The sequence below is a fragment of the Bacillus cereus group sp. BfR-BA-01382 genome, assembly GCF_022663475.1.
GTDB classification, from domain to species: Bacteria; Bacillota; Bacilli; order Bacillales; family Bacillaceae_G; genus Bacillus_A; species Bacillus_A thuringiensis_S.
In genome coordinates this window covers 1-19457 of record NZ_JAKUFQ010000065.1, presented here as the reverse complement: position 1 = coordinate 19457, position 19457 = coordinate 1, and the positions used below count along the sequence as shown (strand labels likewise).

Sequence of the window (19457 nt, the reverse complement as noted above, 5' to 3'; positions counted from 1 at the left end):
CCCCTCTCCTTACAACCAACTGTACAACACAATTATGAATCCGTTTTCAAAATCGCATTACTGTACATATTTTTGAAACGCTCTACCCAAATACTTTCTTATGAAGTCGATTCTAGATGTTATAAGGTATAACTACGAAAGCTTGAAAATATCACTATTCTACAGTTCTATTATATCGTACATATACAATAATAACCAAAATAATCTGTGATCTTCTTGTTAATAGGTGTTTTTATTTTTTCCATTGTTTTATGATAAATGTGGGAGAGAAATACATATAAAAGGGGAATTAAATATGGGGCCTACGCAAGAGACTTATACAATTGTACGTTATCAATCTGGTACATTTTCAAAACAACTTGATGAGATTGTCACAGAATCTCCTATTACTATTAAATTGAATGGTGAAGAATATGTAACAGTCGTATGCACACCAAATTATATTGAAGATATGGTAATTGGTTTTTTAATTTCTGAGGGGATTATTTCTTCCTATAAAGATGTTGAAGAACTATGGGTTCAAAAAGATAACGGAATTGTCCATGTAAAATCATCAAAAGTGAATCCGCTCTATCAAACTTTATATAATAAACGATACATCACTTCTTGCTGCGGAAAAGGTAGACAAGGTTTTATTTTCGTAAACGACGCAGCAAAAGCAAAAGACTTACATGATATACATGTAAAAATTACTCCTGAAGAATGCTTTCATTTAATGAATACCTTGCAACAATCTTCTACTACATTTCGCCAAACTGGCGGTGTTCACAATACCGCGCTATGTGATCGAAACAATATCCTCCTATCAAGAATGGATATTGGAAGACATAATGCATTAGATAAAATATATGGTCATTGTTTGCGTAACGATATATCCATTAAAGGAAAAATCATCGCATTTAGCGGACGTATTTCATCCGAAATTTTACTCAAAGTTTCAAAAATCGGATGTGAAATTGTTCTATCTAAATCCGCTCCAACAAAACTGGCATTGCAACTTGCCCATGATTTAGGCATTACAGTCGTAGGGTTTATTAGAAATGAATCTTGTAATATTTACACACATCCAAAACGAATTGATGGCTATCAATCCAATGTTTAAAAAATAAATCCTCAATCGAGGATTTATTTTAGTTATAAAAATGTAACATATTAAACACTTGAATAGTTAACAAAGTTAATATATAATTTCATTACATAATTAAAACAAAACATTGTAGCATATATCTTTTCATTCTTTTACAAATTAAAAGAGAATACTAACAAAACATATACTCAATCTTATAAAAGTAATGGATTTATTTGAAATCCACCAGGGAGGTTACAACTATGGAAATTCGCTTATTAACAACAGAGGACGCAGAAATATATTTAAAAGTTTGTATGGAAGGTTTAACGAAAAATCCGGAAGCTTTTAGCTCTTCTTATGAAGATGTTTTGAAACATGAGGATCCTGTAGCTGCTATGGCTAAACGATTAAGCAATCCGGATAAGTATACTCTAGGTGTCTTCAAAGATAATGATTTAATTGGTATCGCTACTTTAGAAACAAAACCATTTATTAAACAAGAACATAAAGCAAAAATTGGCTCCGTTTTTGTTTCTCCAAAAGCACGTGGTCTCGGAGCAGGACGAGCTCTCATTAAAGCCATTATTGAAAACGCCGATAAATTACATGTAGAACAACTTATGCTCGATGTTGTAGTTGGTAACGCTGGTGCCAAAAAATTATATGAATCATTAGGTTTCCAAACTTACGGCGTACAAGAACGTTCATTAAAACATAACGGTCAATATTGGGACGAGGAACATATGGTTCTGTTCTTAAATGATTAATACTTCAATATAAAGTGAAACTTTACTCAGTGGGAGATTTTTCCATCCCCCACTGAGTATTAGCTGAACCAATCGGGCTTTTACGGGGTAGTTTTCCAAAAACATCTTTCTTAATAAGAAAGATGTTTTTTTGCATTACAACAATGTAATCTTCATGTCACCTTTATCGATCGTACCAATCCTTACCATTCATTATACTAAAAATATAAAGTGAAACTTTAATTAGTAAAGCACCAATCACAAAATGAACGTATAGCATTCAATTGATATGTAGAGGAGAATGTGACATGAAACAAAACAAACGAGCTGTTCTTTTAATATTTACTACAGCAATTGTAACTTCTGGTTTAGCAATTTTACCTTGGTTTATCATATAGGAATACTCCCCTAATAATGAAAAAAGCTGATTGCTTCTTAAGAAGCAATCAGCTTTTTTATTTTATAAAATCCCTAAAATTTTATTTACGCAACTTATAATAATAACCATAGATACGGCAACACACATGACAACCGTATTACGATCTTGCTTTTCTTTTTTTGAAATTTCTTCTTTTGGATTCATGTGTATGATCTCCTTTTAAAAAAAGTGTGAGATAGGAAATTTTTCTTATCCGATGCGAGGTGAATACGAAAACCCTCTCTATCTCACATACACAATAGAATGGAATTGTCATTTTATAAATAAAATGACATGACGTTATGTCGCAACATAGGGTATTTTGTGTCGCTACGTTTTCTATTATAAAAAATAGTTGTGCAAAACTAGTGCATTTTTTATGTCAATTACTCTGAGCGAAAAAATCAGCCCTCCATTCAATCACATAAAAAGAGTTTTTATCCTTTTCGGCAAGAAGACTCCATCTGATTTGTGTTACGGGTGAAACCCAACAATTCAGGTGGAGATGAATTGCCGTCAGTCAATAAGGCTGAACTTTTTTGTTTCTTTTTGTCTTACGATACAATCTACTCTTAGATAAGGAGGGTATAGATCGTAAAACAACGAAATTGAATAATGATAATCATTCGGTTACTTGAGCCAAAAGGAATTACGATGAAGACTATATTCACATTTTGTTCCGTTTCATTTCAAATATTATCTTAGGGAAGAAATAATTTTAATGAACTCTCTGAGAAAGGTGGTGAAAACAATGGTTAAAAAGAAAGCAGTGAAAGTATTACGCAAACAAAAGAAAAGAGAAAACATGCAACGATTCACGCAGAAACAAAATATCGGACGAGCTAGTCTGACTGCAAAAGAATTCCGCTTACTGCAACGCATGTCACATAGTTCAAAAGCATTGCGAAATGTTGGATTGTACACGATGAAACAAAGTTATTTGAACCATAATAAAATGGCTACTGTAAAAGAAGTAGATACCGCCATGCAAGCCGATATGAACTACTGGGGCGTGCAATCAAACTCTGTGCAGGCTATTCGTAGAGCCTTATATGCAGAAGTGAAGAGCTTTTTTAAGGCATTGGAAACGTGGAAGAAAAATCCTGAAGCATTCACAGGGCGTCCTAATTTTCCGAATTATTCTCATTCAACTGACAAACGAATCATTGAAATCTATCAAGTGCCAAAAGTGGATGATAACGGGTATTGGCTGATTCCGATGAGTGTTGCATTCAGAAAAAAATTCGGTTCCATTAAAATACGTATGCCGAAAAACTTAAGACATAAAAAAATCTCCTACATTGAGCTTGTACCGAAGCAAAAAGGTCGGTTCTTTGAGGTGCATTACACATATGAGATGCACGTTTCTCAAATGAAGAAAACATCCACGACTACGAATAACGCTTTGAGTTGCGATTTAGGTGTAGACAGATTAGTAAGTTGCGTAACCAATACAGGTGATACATTTTTAATTGATGGTAAAAAACTAAAAGCCATTAACCAATACTTCAATAAAATGATACGTAGTCTGCAACAGAAAAATGTTGAAAACGGAATTTCAAAACGAGTTGTAACGAACAAAATGGCTGCACTTTGGCATAAACGGGAAAGGCAAATAAATGGTTACATTTCACAAACTGTAGGCTTGTTGTTTAAAAAAGTGAAAGAATGTAGTGTAGATACGGTTGTAGTAGGTTATAACGCTGGTTGGAAACAAAAATCAGATATGGGAAAAAAGAATAATCAACAATTTGTTCAAATCCCGTTTCATAAACTGATTGCGGCAATTGAGAATAAATGTATAAAAGAAGGCATCCGGTTTTTCAAACAAGAAGAAAGCTATACTTCAAAAGCTAGTTTTCTTGATAAAGATCCGGTTCCAGTTTGGACTAAGGATGATAGGACACACTATCACTTTAGTGGCAAACGAATGACTCGTGGTCTGTACCAAAGTAAAGCAGGAACATGTATCCACGCTGATATTAATGGTGCGCTGAATACATTGCATAAATCAAAAGTGGTAGTATTGAAAGAGAATCTTAAAGTGAAAACGCCGATTCTATTAGAAGTGCAAAAACGTAAGGCTGTTGCTTCGCGCATAGCTTAGTGGGTGCGTCAACCATCCATATGTACTCGACTTGTCGGGGCTTGTAGCACACGCCAGATTCATCTGAGTGGTGGCTTCTTCCACAAGGGAGAATTGCTCTTTTTCGAAAGGGTGGTGCAAGTGGGAAAACAATCATTCGTTGCCAGTACCAACCAAAAACATACTTGGGGTGTTACCATAAGGTGGCATGAATGCTAGAGCGTCAAACGAAAAGACCTAGCGTTCAAACTCAAGCCCCCACTGAAACGATTCATTTCAGTGAGGGTAGTTGACTATTTTCATGTAAACTATACAAGTAGAATGAACAGTTTGGGGTGCACAAGATTATGGTAAAAATTTTATTAGTAGACGATGAAGAACGTATGTTACGATTATTAGATCTGTTCTTAAGCCCTCGCGGCTATTTTTGTATGAAAGCTACCTCTGGCCTTGAAGCACTAAAATTAATCGAACAAAAAGAATTCGATATTATTTTATTAGATGTTATGATGCCAAGTATGGATGGATGGGATACTTGCTATCAAATTCGTCAAATTTCCAACGTTCCTATCATTATGTTAACAGCTCGCAACCAAAACTACGATATGGTGAAAGGCCTCACGATGGGCGCAGATGATTATATTACAAAACCATTTGATGAGCATGTATTAGTCGCACGAATCGAGGCTATATTACGCCGTACAAAGAAAGATGGCTTTGTTAGTTTCAATGGTATTGAGTGGGATAAAACGAAACATACTGTCACAGTTTATGATGAAAAAATCTCATTAACTCCTATCGAATTTTCGTTACTCGGACTATTTTTGCAAAATACAAACCGTGCTTATAGCCGAGATGATTTAATCGAAAAAATTTGGGGCTATGAAACAGATATCGAATATAGAACAATTGATTCACACATTCGTAATATCCGTGATAAACTACGCAAAAAAGGATTTCCAATTGAAGATTACCTAGAAACGGTCTATAAAGTCGGATATAAATGGAAAAGTGAATAATTACTTCGGTCAGTGGGAAATCGTATACCACTGACTCTTTATTATGAATAAGGTATGGTGAAAAAATGAGTAAACTTTCCCTTAAAATTGGGACATACTTTTTAATATTAGCTTTATGTATTGAAACAATTGCTTTCGTATCTTTTTATAAAAGCCTTTCAAAAATGCGTATTGTAGAGGAAACAGATGCTCTTTTAGAGAAAGGTAATCGCTATAGTAAAAAAATTAAAAGCCGCGAGAGACGGGATGAATATTATAAAGAAATGAAACACGCTGAACATAATAAAAATCCTAAACGTCCTGTGTATCCTGAGTTCGATATTACGAATGAGGCTGCACACTTAGTTGAATCGGAATCAATTTCTAACTCCGATATAGCTATCATTATTACTGACCATAACGGCAAAATTATTTCCACCTCAGAACCCGTAACAAAAGATATGCAAAAACAACTTACTTGTAAAACAGAAACTGTCCCAGACGGCGGATTGGTCGTTGAAAGAAACTGGAAAAAATCAAAGTTCATCACAACAGTAAGCCCACTTAACACAACAAAGTTTCAAGGAAAGCTATATATGCTATTAAAAACATCTTTCCTAGAAAATATGTTACTTAAACTCATGAACCAATTTCTTATCATTAGCGTTTTAACAATTATTTTAACAACAATTTCTGTCTTTGTTTTTTCACGCGTTATTACAGAACCACTTGTAAAAATGAAGAGAGCGACAGAAAAAATGTCAAAATTAAATAAACCAATTCAATTAGGTATTAAACGGAATGATGAACTCGGAAGTTTAGCAAAAACAATTGAAGATTTATCGAGTGAACTTACGTATATGAAAAAAGAGCGCAATGAATTTCTCGCTAGTGTCGCTCATGAACTATTAACTCCATTGACCTATATGAAGGGTTATGCAAAGGTAGCAAAGAGAGACTCTTTAACAAAAGAGGAGCGAGAAGAATACTTACAAATCATTGAGGATGAAACGGATAGTGTAACCGATCTCGTCCAAGATTTATTTATGCTTGTACAATTAGAACAACACCAATTTGTTATAAAAAAACAAAAAGTGCTTCTTCAGCCATTTTTAGAACGAATGGTTGAAAAAACAAAAACAACATTAACGAATAAGCAAATGCAACTTCATGTATATTGCAAAGATGATTTAGAAGTTTGTATAGACGAAAGACGTATGGAACAAGTTATGTTAAATTTATTACACAACGCTTATCAACATTCGCCAGAAAACACATCTATTACGATACGTGTACTCATGGAAACAGATTCTTTTACAATAAGTGTACAAGATGAAGGTGAAGGTATTCCTGAAGAAGATATCCCGCATATTTTTGACCGCTTTTATCGTGTCGATAAATCTAGAACACGAGCTACAGGCGGAAAAGGTATCGGGCTAGCTGTTGCAAAGGAAATTGTAGAATTGCATAACGGTTCTATTCTAGTAACAAGCCAATTAGGAGCGGGAACAAACTTTATAATCGAGCTACCTTTTGAATAATATGCGTGTGAAAACACCAGTAGTAGTAAACACTACTGGTGTTATTTTGTTCATAAAAACAGCTCATATAAGCTAAGCTTTTGAAATTATTCTTATTTCAATATAAAATAAAGGTACATTTGCAAAGATTTGGAGGGTGATATAATTGGATATCCATGTATTAACAAAAGACGAAGCAGAAATTTACTTAGAACTTCGCGTAGAAGGATTAAAGCAAAACCCTGAAGCATTCAGCTCTTCTTATGAAGATATTATTAATAAAGAGTGTGCGATTGAATATAAAGCACAAAAATTAGCACAAGATGAAAACTATACGCTAGGTGCATTTAAAGATGGAAAATTAATCGGGGTTGCAACACTGGAAACGAAACCATATGTAAAACAAGAACATAAAGCTAAAATCGGTTCTGTATATGTATCTCCAAAAGCACGTGGACTTGGAGCAGGAAAAGCACTTATTAAAGAATGTCTTGAGCTTGCTAAATCTTTAGAAGTAGAACAAGTTATGCTTGATGTTGTTGTTGGCAACGATGGAGCGAAAAAACTTTATGAATCATTAGGTTTTAAAACATTCGGTGTACAAGAACGTTCATTAAAATATAACGGACAATATTGGGACGAAGAGCATATGGTCTTATTCTTAGATGAAAATAAATAATAAAAAACATCCTCATGTTTGGAGGATGTTTTTTACTTTCTGGTAAACCATGCCGTGTGTAATAATTGAATCGCTTTCGCAATTTCTTCCTCTGATAATATCGCAAACCCAAGTAAAACTACACTCTCAGGCGCCGTACCGTCTTTATAGTACGTAGACACAGGATATATTTTGATACTATGTTTCGCAGCTTCTTGAATTAATTCTTCTTCCCGCATTCCGTTATGCACTTTTAATAAAATGTGTAATCCCGAATCTTCTCCTATCACTTCAACACGATTAGAGAAATACTTCTCTATTTCAAAAACAAGTCGATCTCTCTTCTTTCGGTAGACGACACGCATTTTATGAATATGTTTTTCCCAATAGCCTTCATTTAAAAATCTTCTAATCACTTCTTGGTCCATTCTTGAAACACTTTGTGTATAAAATAAATATTGCTGTTGATACTTTTTAATTAATTTCTTCGGCAACACCATATAGCTCATCCGTAGCGATGGCAATAATGCTTTAGATAGCGTCCCCATATAAATAACTTTCCCCTCTGTATCTAACCCTTGTAGCGCCGGTATAGGCTTTCCAGAATAGCGAAATTCACTATCATAATCATCTTCAATCATATACCTGCCCTCTTCTTTCTTTGCCCATTGTAAGAGCTGCATCCTTCTCGTAATAGGCATAATCATTCCATATGGAAACTGATGGGAAGGTGTAACAAATACAACATTCGCATTGCTATTTTCTAAATCTGCAATACAAATTCCATCTCTATCTAAAGATAACATTTGGACTCTTGCTTCTCCCTGTTCAAAAACAACCATCTTCCTATGATACCCTGGGTTTTCAACTGCATAATTGCTTCCCTTTAACAATTGAAACAATAGTTTCACTAATATTTGTGTTCCCGCTCCTAATACAATTTGACTAGCTGAACAACGCACACCTCTAGATTCATACAAATAATTCGTAATCTCTTCTCTTAAGCTCGCTTCCCCTTGAGGGTGTCCTAGAAAGAGAAGTTCGTTATTATGCGGCTGCCATACTTCATTTACAATTTTCCGATACATATTGAATGGAAAAGCATTTGTATCAATTCCTGTTTGTGTAAAGTCAAATTTATAACTCTTCTCCTGAAACGGTACTTCTTCTATTCTCTCTCCGCAATCCTCTACATGAACCATTTGCTCAATCTTGCATACAAAATAACCTTTTCTCGATATCGACTCAATATAACCTTCTGCAAGTAATTGTTCGTACGCTGCCTCTACTGTATTTTTACTTACTTGTAAATGTATCGCTAACTTTCGCTTAGCTGGTAATTTCGTAAAAGGTACAATCGATCCATCTTTAATTTCTTTTTTTATATACTCATACAATTGCACATATAATGCCTTTTTACTATTCACATTTAAATTAGGCGTTAATTCTAACATAATATCTGACCCCTTAATAAAACTAAAATCTGATACTTTTTACAGTACCAGAAGTTATATATAATTCCTTTTATCATGTCACACATAAAAAATCAAATACCGGAGAGGAGAAACATGATAATGAACAATGGTAGACGTATCGGACTTATTATGATTATTACAGGGGCTACATTATGGGGATTATCTGGTCCAATGATTCAGTGGCTATTTCAGCATACTAATGTATCCTCAATTGATTTTTTAACAATTCGCTTGTTGCTTGCAGGAATATTTATTTTGTCTTTCTTACTTACAAAGAAACAAAACATATTTCAAATTTGGAAACACCCTAGATATTCTATACAACTTATTATTTTCTCTATTCTCGGCATGCTCGGTGCACAATACGCCTTTATCGAAACGGTTCATATTAGTAACGCGGTCACAGCAACGCTATTTCAATTTCTAGGTCCTGTTCTTATTACCATGTATGTTGCATTTGAACAAAGAAAATTCCCTGCTTCTATGCAACTATTCGCAATTATAACTGCGCTAACAGGGACATACTTCATTATTACAAATGGCTCAATTGAAAATGTTGTTTTATCTAAAGAAGCTATTATTTTTGGACTATTAACAGCAATCGGATTTGCATTTTATACCCTCCATCCAGCTTCGCTTATTAAAGCATGCGGAACAACCATAGTAATTGGCTGGGGGATGTTAATCGGCGGCATCGCCCTGCTTATTTGTAATAGTTCGTTTGGATGGACTCAGCTTTCACAAACCTTTACACCAAAAACTTTTTCTATGCTTATTCTTATCATTATAAGCGGTACTCTTTCTTTCCTTCTTTATATCGGTAGTCTGAAATATTTAGCCGCAACAGAAACAAGCATTTTATCTAGCATTGAACCCCTTGTAGCTGCCATCGTTTCAATCACTTGGCTAAATGAATCTTTTGGAACATATCAATTATTAGGCGGCGTATGTATCGTTCTGTCCGTTATTTTTTTGACGATGCCTCAAAAAGAAACCGAACCAACCTATACAACGGAACAAATATAAGGTGAAACTTTAATCAGTGTGGGTTTGTTCATCCCCCCCACAGATTATTAACCTACACCAATCGGGCTTTTACGGGATAAAAAATGTCAAAAGAGGTCGTACAAAACTTACGACCTCTTTTTATAATTTAAAGGAATTGTCCCGCCTTCTAGCAAATACAATTACACTAACAATAAAAACTAGGAGTGTGGCACCATGAAAAAAATCGGAACTATGCTACTTCTCTCCTTCCTCATCACTGGATGCACACAAGCACAACCTGATTCAAAAGTACCTAAAACAGAAGCTGTCACAACATCATCCACTCAAGTGAACGCACCTTCCTTCTTTCACCTTAGTGTTTTAAAAGATGTAAATTGGGAAGAAGCACCCTCATTCATAGACGGAAAAATACCTTTAAAAGGCATCGAAAAAAAAATCGCAATGGCTGATAGTCCTATTATCGCAAATGAACAAAATGAAATAATGTGGTACTTTCTAGATTCTGAAATACCAACTGGAAAATTGTCTATTATTGCGCTAAAACAAGGATCTGTAACTCCAACACCAGTACTCTTTCAAAAAGAAACTTCCAAACAAACTTGGACTACTTCAAATACAATCGATTCTACTACAAGCGAACTCCCTCTCGCTATGTCACTACCTTCATCTGGATTATGGTTATTAAATATATATGTGAATGAAAAATATTATGATCAGTTTGTAATCACCGCTGAGTAAAGTGACAAAAATAAACCACTTTCTTACAACAATGTAATTTCTACGTCATGTACTTCGATAGTTGAATTATCTCTCTTCTCTTATACTTAAAGTAAGAAATGAAACGAGGAGAGATGAGAGATGAAAAAAATGATAGAAGTGATCGTAGCAGTAACTGAGGTTTTAGTAAATGGTAAACAAGTTGCAATGGAATTAAATAAATAGTGAAGAAACATAAATAATTCTACACTTCTTCATTATTTTGATTTCTTATCTCAAAAAAGCAGTGCCTTTTTAGGCACTGCTTTTAGCTATTAATAACTTGTTATTTTCGTAATTTGCGCCACGCCTGAATCAATAGCTGCTTTCGCTACTGCTTCTGCAACACTTGGAACAACTCTTTTATCTAATGGATTCGGGATTACATAATTCGCATTACGTTCTTCGTCCGTAATGATGTTAGCGATCCCATATGCTGCCGCTAATTTCATCTCTTCTGTAATATCAGTCGCGCGCACATCTAACGCACCGCGGAATATTCCGGGAAACGCCAATACATTATTTACTTGATTCGCATAATCCGAGCGCCCAGTTCCTACTACAGCTGCCCCAGCCTCTAATGCATCCTCAGGGAAGATTTCTGGAATTGGATTCGCCATTGCAAACACAATTGCTTTCTCATTCATCGTCTGTACAAGTTCTTTCGTTAATACGTTAGGAGCAGATACGCCAATAAAAATATCAGCTTGGTGAATCGCTTCTTTTAACGTTCCACGCACATGTTCACGATTTGTCTTTTTTGAAACTTCAATTTGCGCTTCGTTCATCCATGTTTCACCTTCACAAACAATACCTTCTAAGCTAACTAATGTAATGTACTTTGCACCAGCCTTTAATAATAATTTTCCAATTGCAATTCCTGCCGAACCCGCACCGTTAATAACGATTTTTACATTATCCATTTGTTTGCTAACAACTTTTAATGCATTAATAACAGCTGCTAAAACGACAATAGCTGTTCCATGTTGATCATCATGGAATATAGGAATATTCGTTTCTTCTTTTAATCGCTTTTCAATTTCAAAACAACGTGGTGCTGCAATATCTTCTAAATTAATCCCTGCAAATGTAGGCTCTAAATTTTTTACAAGGGTAACGATTTCATCTACATCCGTTGTGCCTAAACATAATGGGAAAGCATCTACATTCGCAAACTTCTTAAACAAAATACTTTTTCCTTCCATAACAGGCATAGCCGCTTTTGGTCCAATGTTTCCTAAACCAAGTACCGCTGTTCCATCTGAGACAACCGCCACCATATTACCACGTGCTGTATAGTCATACACCGTTTCTTCATCTGCCGCAATTGCTTTACAAGACTCAGCTACACCTGGTGTATACGTCAGGCTTAAATCATCCGCTGAATTTACCTCCACTTTACTTGTAATTTCAATTTTCCCTACTAACTCTTTATGCAATAACAATGATCTTTCATTAATTTGATTTGCTAACATACTTATAATCTCCCCTTAATTTGACAAGCTAGCTATATGAATATAGCTAGCTTGTTTAATCATGAAAACATCTTTAATAATATTGTCGCTGTTACAACCATTGCTGCCCCACCTAAACGAGTAGAAATTTGCGCGAACGGCATTAATTCCATACGATTTGAAGCCGATAAAATAGCGACATCTCCAGTTCCACCTAAACCGCTATGACATCCAGTTACAATCGCTGATTCAACTGGATACATTTTCATCACTTTCCCTACAAGAAAACCTGATGCTACCATTGTAAGAACAACCGATGCACACACAACAACATATCCTACTGAAAGAACTGCTGCTACGTCTTTTAACGGAATATATAGCAATCCTAATCCAACCATTAAAGGCCAAGTTAAATTTTTTGAAATAAATTTATATAAATGGAATGCTCCTTGCTCCATTTTCGCTGGCATTAATTTAAAGTATTTCACAAGTGCTGCTGAGAAAATCATAATGATTGCCCCAGGAATACCGATGAACTTAGAAGCAAATCCTCCGAAGATGAAGAACGTGCACGCAATTAATAAACCTGCTCCCATTAATGAGAAGTCAATTGGCTTCTCTGTATTTTGTTCTTTTAATAATTCTGCTTGATTGTCTGTTTTCACTAATACACCGTTACCACTAAGCTCTGGTTTCTTCTCACCTAAACGCTTCATATACCCTGCACTCACGATTGCGAACATATTTCCAATAATAGCTGCTGGAATAAGCTGCGATACAAATGTTGCTGATGATTCATTTAAAATGTCACTATAAGCTAGCGACAATGGTAAAATTCCTTCCCCGATACCACCACTCACAATTGGTACGATGATAAAGAAGAATGTCTGCTTCATTTCAAATCCAAATAGTGAACCGACCAATAATCCTACTGCTACAGAAGCTAACGTCCCTACTACTAAAGGAATAAACATACGAACGAAACCTTGTACTAACACTTTACGGTTCATTCCTAAAATACTTCCGACTACTAAACAAGAAATATATAGATATAAAAAGTTCGATTTTTTCATTAACATTGTCGCAGCTTCCATTGAAGCTGGATTCATCCAGTTAAAAAATACAAGTAATGATGGAATAAATAACGAAAGTATTGCTGGACCGCCGATATTTTTTAAAATTGGAATTCTCATCCCAATATCGCCTAAGAAAATCCCCATGATCATAATAACTGCAAATCCACCAATCATATCTGCTGGCAATTTATTATATACAGATGCCCCATAAATAATAGCAGCCAATACTACATATAACGGTAAAGGTATAACACCGATTTTTACATTCATAATTTTAGAAGCGAAAGATTCTCTTTGTACTTCATTTCCTTCAGAAAATGATACCGCTTCCACATTCTTTTGAATTCCCATATGGCACCCCCTCGTTTTCTTAATAACAATATTAAAACGCTTTCAATAGTAAAAATAGTTTTTGTAAGTTTTGTAATTGATTTTGTAATTAAAAAAAGTATAAGCGACTTATACTAAGTCGCTTATACGTAAAACTCTATTTTCTTTTGATCAACACATCTTAATTTACTTACAGGTCTTCCCACATGTTGGTACATCATTTCGTTTTCTAACACCCCAATGTCAGTCAAAAACATTACATATTTTCGAATAGAAACTCTTGAAATTCCAACTAATTGTGCCATTTCATCTGTTGTAAACACTCTTCCATTCAGCGACTCGATCTTCTGCCAAATTAATTGCAACGTTTGCTTCGTTAACCCTTTCGGAAGCTCTTTAGTGACAGTAGGCTCTCTTTTTTCTTTTTGTAAAATTAACGAATCTAATTCCGATTGACTAATTTTTTGTTGTTCTTTCATGAAAGTAAATTTTTCTAGATATATAGTTAATGCCTCTTTAAATCGTTCAAATGTAAATGGTTTAATTAAATAATCTACAACTCCATATTGTAATGCTTTTTTAATACTCCCCATATCATGTACAGCTGAAATCATCATTATATCGATTTCTTTTTCTTGGTTCCGGATATACATTAAAAGCTCAAACCCAGTCTCTTCAGGCATAAAAATATCAAGTAATACTAAATCCACTCGTGATGTCTCTAATACTTCTATCGCCGACTTTACTGAGTTAACTGCTTGAACAAGTTCAAACCCTCCTACTTGCTCTAAATAGTGCGTATTTAACATTGCTACCATCGGGTCATCTTCTACAATTAAAACTTTAATCATATTTGCCTCTCATCCCTACCTTTAGGTATTTCAATTGTTATCGTTGTTCCCTTTCCTACTAATGAATGCATATGAATTTCCCCATTTATTCGCTGTATACTTTCTTTTACAAGATACAAACCATAACCCCGGTTATCTCCCTTTGTGGAATAACCTTTCGTAAATAATTCCTCTATTTCTTTTTCTTGTATACCTTTTCCCGTATCTTGTACTGTAATAGTTAATATATCCCCATGTTGTATCTCAATTTCAACTTGCTTCTTTTCACAATTCGTCACTGCTTCTAATGCATTATCAATTAAATTTCCGACAATCGTAATAAGTTCATGAGTAATACTTTCATCATCTATTTCCGGCATATAAGAATCTTCACTTATAATTAATTTTATATTTTTCTCTCTAGCATAGCTGAGCTTACCTAGTAAAAAACCAGCAAATACTGGACTTTTTATTCTTTTCATAACTCCACCAATTTCATATTGATGCTCTGATACCATACCGCTTATATACTTCTGTAATTCTTCATACTGTTTCATATGTGTAAGCCCTAATACGACATGCATCTTATTCATAAACTCATGAGATTGTGCCCGTAATGCTTCTGCATATAGTCTAATACCAGTTAGTTCCTCTGCTAGTTTTCTAATCTCTGTTTTATCACGAAATGTTGCAATTGCACCCACTATTTCTCCTTTTACATATAAAGGAACTCGATTCGTCACAATCGTAATTCCATAAATATTTTGTTCTTCGTTTAATTGTACTTCTCCCGTTTGCAATACTTCTTTTATACGTGAATTTGGCATATACAACTCAACATCTTTACCGATAAAATTTTCTTCAAGTCCACTTTTTTTAAATAGACGTTTTGCTTCATTATTAATTAACGTTACTCTAGCCTCTTTATCTACAGCAATGATCCCCTCCTTTACAGATTGTAGCATCGTATTTCTTTCTTCAAGAATTTTTGCTATCCTGTGCGGCTCAAGACCGAATAAACTTTTCTTGATATGTCTAGCTAGCAATATTGCTCCTATAATTCCGACTAATACTCCAACTCCGACACCAATATAAATGATATGTCTACTTTCCTTAACTCTCTCTTTTACATTATCTGCTGAAATACCAACGGCCACTGCTCCAAGTTGTTCACCTGTTTCAGAAAATATTGGTACAAACACTCGCATGGAAATACCTAAAGTTCCTTCTGCTAACGATACATGTTCTTTTCCTTTCAATGCAGGCCCTTCGTCCCCACCAATGAAATGACGACCTATTTTTTGAGGATCTGGATGAGATTTTCTTATTCCATCCATGTCCATAACTACAATAAATTGAACACCTGTGTTTTTTAATATCCTATTTGTATACGTTTGGATTGCAGGAGTATCCGCTTTCCCAACCAAGCCATTGATTACAATTGAATCATTCGCCACAATGTGTGCAATTGTTTTTGCTTTCTCTGCTTGGCTATCCTCCGTCGCCCGTTCTACATTATGACTAATTAATATATCTGTCACAAGTAAAGAAAAAATTACAACTGTACAAACTAACAATGTAATCGTTTTCCACAAATTCCATAGTCTTTTTCTTTTTTTCATCCCGTTAATGACTCCCCTAATTGCTGAATAGAAAAATAAGTAAGGTGATATTATTTTCACCTTACTTATCTGCTGTTATTATACTTTAAATTTACTAGTCATCGCTTGTAGTTCTTCGGCCATCCCAGCTAAGTTTTGCGAAGCTGAACTAATTTCCTCCATTGAATTAACCTGTTCTTCTGTTGAAGCCGCAACACTTTGCATACTAGCTGTATTTTCTTCTGCAGCCGCTGCAATTTCATCAATAGCATTTGTCACTTCATTTGCATCTCCAGCAATTCTCTTCGTTGTTTCTACCATTTGATTAACTTGAGAAACAATATGTGTAGTAGAACTTAAAATTTCCGTAAAACTTACTTTCGTTTTTGTTACAACATCAAGGCCTTGTTGAACTTCTCCATTCACATTATCCATTGCCTTAACAGTATGTTCAATATCCGCCTTAATTTCTGCAATTAAATTTGCAATCTCTCCAGATGACTCTCCTGATTGCTCTGCTAATTTTCTAACCTCATCTGCTACAATAGCAAATCCTCGACCCTGTTCACCTGCTCTTGCTGCTTCAATAGCCGCATTTAAAGCTAATAAGTTCGTTTGAGTAGCTATGTTTTGAATTGCTTCAGAAATAGCTCCTACTTGCTTTGATTTCTCATCAAGAAGTTTAATAATAGCATCTGACTCGGATACCGACCTAGAAATAGACTGCATTTGTTTTGCAGTTTGTTCAACTAAATCTTCTCCCTCTTCAGCTCTTTCTCTCGCATGTAATGAGGAAATAGAAATTGACTCTGCGCTTCCGGTTACATCTTGAATTGCTGTATTTACTTGTTGTAATGTAGCCGCACCTTCTTCAACACCTTGACTTTGTGATTCAGCCCCACCTGATACTTGTTCCATTGCAATTGTAATTTGATCTGTCGCATCATTTGCTTGCTGTACGCTCGCTGTTAACTCCTCAGCCGATGCCGCGACATGTTCTGCTGAAAAGCTAATTTGGGTAATAACATCTTGTAAAGACGTAGACATTTCATTAAATGAAGTCCCTAATTTCCCTATGTCATCCTTAGAATGGATTGTAATTTTCTCTGTTAAATCTCCCTTACTAATTTTATATGCTGATTCAGCTATTTTTCGTAATGGCCCTGTAATAGACCTTGTAATGAAATAAATTAATACACTACCAAATGCAATAGCGATAGCAATAACAATTAAAGTCTTATAAAACACTGGACTGGCAGCTTGGGTAATTTCTTCATCGAACATAACTCCAACTACTTTCCAGCCGGTTTTTTCATTTGTTGCAAAGATTAAATTCTTTTTATCATCTTGTTCTGTATAAGACACATTTCCTTGTTTATCTTCATAAATTGGTTTAACCCAAGGATCAGTAACTTTCGCACCTGGTTTTCTAGATGGATGACTAACAATTTGCTTATTTTGATCTAAAATAACTGCATAACCTTTTTCACCAATGTTAATCATTTTGGAAATTTTTAAGATGTTATCTAAATTTAAGTTAATTCCTATAACACCTTTACCATCTTTTACTTCTTTCGCAATGGTCACTACCATATTTTTTGTAGATGCTGATTGATATGGTGCAGTAACAATTACTTTCCCTTTATTTTCATGTGCTTCTTTATACCAAGATCTATCTGTTGGATTATACCCATCAGCCATTTGGATAAATGGTTCTCTTATAAACTTTCCCGTCTGCGTTCCAATATAAATACCTTCTACTTCTGGATGAAGCTTTATATATTGTGCTAACTTCGTTCTCACTATCTCTTCTTGTCCATTTGGATATGTATCCTCTGTTAAGATGTCTGCAAAATACGTCGCATCAACAAATTTCTCTTCTATATTTTGAGAAATAACAGTATTTAAAACTGAAATATTCTCCTTTGCTTTATCTGTCATTTGATGTTCAAAATTTGTTTTGGCAGTTTGATATGAAACACCACCGATAATAATTCCTGGTATAGTTAAAATAATAAAAAATGAAATGATTAATTTTTTCTTGATACTCATACATTTAACCCAGTTAAATATTTTTTGCATAATAAGCCTCCTTTATGTAATGTGGATACTTGTGTCATTTTATACAATTAACATACATAAAACAATATATAATGATAACATGTAAATTTTTCGTCAATTATGCATTTTTCCATATTCACTCCTTAATAAGGATTTTAATCATAAAATAAGAGAACTTTAGCATTATATATACTAAAGTTCTCTTATTTCTCAACAGCTTCTACTCTAAAAAATTTCTCTTATAATCTTCAATCTCTATCCTTCGCCTTATAGTCATCTTACTAAAACTCTTCATCCTAATTTATTTGGAGCTCTTTACATAACTAATTGCCTGACTCCCCATTTGCACCCATGCCTGTTCAAAGCTTTCTCTCGGTACTTTTACATCTAAGCTATCCTCAAGTGGATCTCGAATATATACAGATTCCTGATCATACCCAATAAGTACAATACAATGTTCATTATACGTAATAGAAACATCTCCACTATTTGTTTCCCATGTAGTAAATTCATCTTCATCTAATGGTGCAAATGTTGCATTCGTAATCATGACTACCGGTTTCCCTGCTTTTACACTCTTATAAATCTCTTCTATATTCTTCCCAGTTAGGTCTACAGCTTTATTAGGTAAATATTTTTCTGCTAACTGAAAAAGTGGCCCATGATATACACCATATCCTGATTCAGAGAATGTATAAATATTACCTACAAATCCTTCATTTGGATTCCCGCGCACACCATCGTCTATAAAATCAACTTTTTTTATTTCATTTGCTAATGTCATCTTATCCACTGAAACACCAGCGTATTGTAACATCATTGCTAAACTTGTCACTTCACAGCCTCTATCCAATTCTGGTAACTGCTGAATTAATGGAACATTTGATAAGATGACTTTTTCATCGTTATTACTAAACTCCGTTTCTTTTCCTCTTTGTATATTTGAGAATGTAAACTTCTCTACATACTTTGGAATTCCATTTGTATATACACTCCATATTGCTGCACCTAGTAAAGCTGTACATATATACCACTTCAATTTTCTTATCACTTTCACGCCCTTATTAATTCGTTAAATAAGAATAAAATGCGTCAGCATCCGTTCTAATCATCGGTACAAAATTTAGTTCTTTTCCTTTTTCAGGCTGATCTTTTTTTATCTTTTCCGCTAACTCTTGAATATTCATATTCATTTTATCCATATTAAGCTCATCTGCCATTTGTAGCACCTTTTGTTCATTAATTTCTTTTAATATTTGATATATATCTTTACCGTACAAATCAATATGATATTTTTTTGCTTCTTCCTGTACTTTTTGTTCGTACACTTCTTGTGCTAACTCTTCAATTTCTTTTCCTTTTTGAGAAATG

The 19457-nt window shown here is 34.5% G+C and carries 16 protein-coding genes and 2 pseudogenes; 8 read left to right on the top strand and 10 right to left on the bottom strand.

Annotated elements, in window-relative coordinates; translation table 11 throughout:
* Positions 1-295: 295 nt before the first annotated feature.
* Positions 296-1102 (top strand): formate dehydrogenase accessory sulfurtransferase FdhD, encoded by an 807-nt coding sequence (gene fdhD / locus MR160_RS22150; protein ID WP_000529230.1) that lies wholly within the window; start codon positions 296-298, stop codon positions 1100-1102.
* A 227-nt stretch (positions 1103-1329) separates the two neighbouring features.
* Complete coding sequence (locus MR160_RS22145) at positions 1330-1836, top strand: GNAT family N-acetyltransferase (RefSeq protein ID WP_000405874.1); 507 nt, start codon at positions 1330-1332, stop codon at positions 1834-1836.
* Between the two features lie 439 nt (positions 1837-2275).
* Here MR160_RS22145 and MR160_RS34885 read toward each other — a convergent pair whose 3' ends face one another.
* Positions 2276-2398 carry a hypothetical protein gene (locus tag MR160_RS34885; protein ID WP_001068392.1) on the bottom strand — a complete coding sequence of 41 codons (123 nt, stop codon included), beginning with the start codon at positions 2396-2398 and terminating at the stop codon, positions 2276-2278.
* Between the two features lie 586 nt (positions 2399-2984).
* Between MR160_RS34885 and MR160_RS22140 the strand changes: the two genes are divergently transcribed.
* From MR160_RS22140 to MR160_RS22125, 4 genes are all read left to right on the top strand, one after another.
* Positions 2985-4340: an RNA-guided endonuclease TnpB family protein gene (locus MR160_RS22140; RefSeq protein ID WP_000239359.1), complete on the top strand. Its 1356-nt coding sequence runs from the start codon at positions 2985-2987 to the stop codon at positions 4338-4340.
* Positions 4341-4666: 326 nt separating this feature from the next.
* On the top strand, positions 4667-5338 hold the full coding sequence (locus MR160_RS22135; RefSeq protein WP_000238957.1) for a response regulator transcription factor: 672 nt from the start codon (positions 4667-4669) through the stop codon (positions 5336-5338).
* Positions 5339-5403: 65 nt separating this feature from the next.
* Positions 5404-6858, top strand: a complete 1455-nt coding sequence (locus MR160_RS22130; RefSeq protein WP_000041024.1) for a HAMP domain-containing sensor histidine kinase — start codon at positions 5404-5406, stop codon at positions 6856-6858.
* Positions 6859-7003: 145 nt separating this feature from the next.
* A complete protein-coding gene (locus MR160_RS22125; protein WP_000351212.1) occupies positions 7004-7516 on the top strand; it encodes a GNAT family N-acetyltransferase in 513 nt (170 codons plus the stop codon).
* Positions 7517-7548: 32 nt separating this feature from the next.
* On the opposite strand, the gene pdxR is transcribed toward MR160_RS22125, so the two are convergent.
* Complete coding sequence (gene pdxR / locus MR160_RS22120) at positions 7549-8949, bottom strand: MocR-like pyridoxine biosynthesis transcription factor PdxR (protein WP_000891922.1); 1401 nt, start codon at positions 8947-8949, stop codon at positions 7549-7551.
* A 120-nt stretch (positions 8950-9069) separates the two neighbouring features.
* On the opposite strand from pdxR, the gene MR160_RS22115 reads away from it, so the two are divergent.
* Both MR160_RS22115 and MR160_RS22110 read left to right on the top strand, forming a co-directional pair.
* On the top strand, positions 9070-9996 hold the full coding sequence (locus MR160_RS22115) for a DMT family transporter (protein ID WP_044783796.1): 927 nt from the start codon (positions 9070-9072) through the stop codon (positions 9994-9996).
* Between the two features lie 195 nt (positions 9997-10191).
* A complete protein-coding gene (locus MR160_RS22110; RefSeq protein WP_000719685.1) occupies positions 10192-10716 on the top strand; it encodes a DUF4871 domain-containing protein in 525 nt (174 codons plus the stop codon).
* Positions 10717-11009: 293 nt separating this feature from the next.
* On the opposite strand, the gene MR160_RS22105 is transcribed toward MR160_RS22110, so the two are convergent.
* The 8 genes and pseudogenes from MR160_RS22105 to MR160_RS22075 form a co-directional block, all read right to left on the bottom strand.
* On the bottom strand, positions 11010-12209 hold the full coding sequence (locus tag MR160_RS22105; protein WP_000880775.1) for an NAD(P)-dependent malic enzyme: 1200 nt from the start codon (positions 12207-12209) through the stop codon (positions 11010-11012).
* Between the two features lie 59 nt (positions 12210-12268).
* Positions 12269-13615 (bottom strand): 2-hydroxycarboxylate transporter family protein, encoded by a 1347-nt coding sequence (locus tag MR160_RS22100; RefSeq protein ID WP_000512725.1) that lies wholly within the window; start codon positions 13613-13615, stop codon positions 12269-12271.
* Between the two features lie 122 nt (positions 13616-13737).
* The gene (locus MR160_RS22095; protein WP_151524425.1) at positions 13738-14445 is read right to left on the bottom strand and encodes a response regulator; all 708 of its coding nucleotides are present in this window, start codon (positions 14443-14445) and stop codon (positions 13738-13740) included.
* The gene (locus tag MR160_RS22090; protein WP_000746398.1) at positions 14442-16046 is read right to left on the bottom strand and encodes a sensor histidine kinase; all 1605 of its coding nucleotides are present in this window, start codon (positions 16044-16046) and stop codon (positions 14442-14444) included. The genes MR160_RS22095 and MR160_RS22090 overlap by 4 nt, the downstream gene beginning before the upstream one ends.
* A gap of 78 nt (positions 16047-16124) precedes the next feature.
* The gene (locus tag MR160_RS35360) at positions 16125-16943 is read right to left on the bottom strand and encodes a methyl-accepting chemotaxis protein (RefSeq protein WP_434166820.1); all 819 of its coding nucleotides are present in this window, start codon (positions 16941-16943) and stop codon (positions 16125-16127) included.
* Between the two features lie 120 nt (positions 16944-17063).
* A pseudogene (locus MR160_RS35355) lies at positions 17064-17966 on the bottom strand (HAMP domain-containing protein); the annotation flags it as partial.
* A 421-nt stretch (positions 17967-18387) separates the two neighbouring features.
* Complete coding sequence (locus MR160_RS22080; protein WP_003255893.1) at positions 18388-19143, bottom strand: C39 family peptidase; 756 nt, start codon at positions 19141-19143, stop codon at positions 18388-18390.
* Between the two features lie 7 nt (positions 19144-19150).
* Positions 19151-19457: pseudogene (locus MR160_RS22075) on the bottom strand (transporter); the annotation flags it as partial.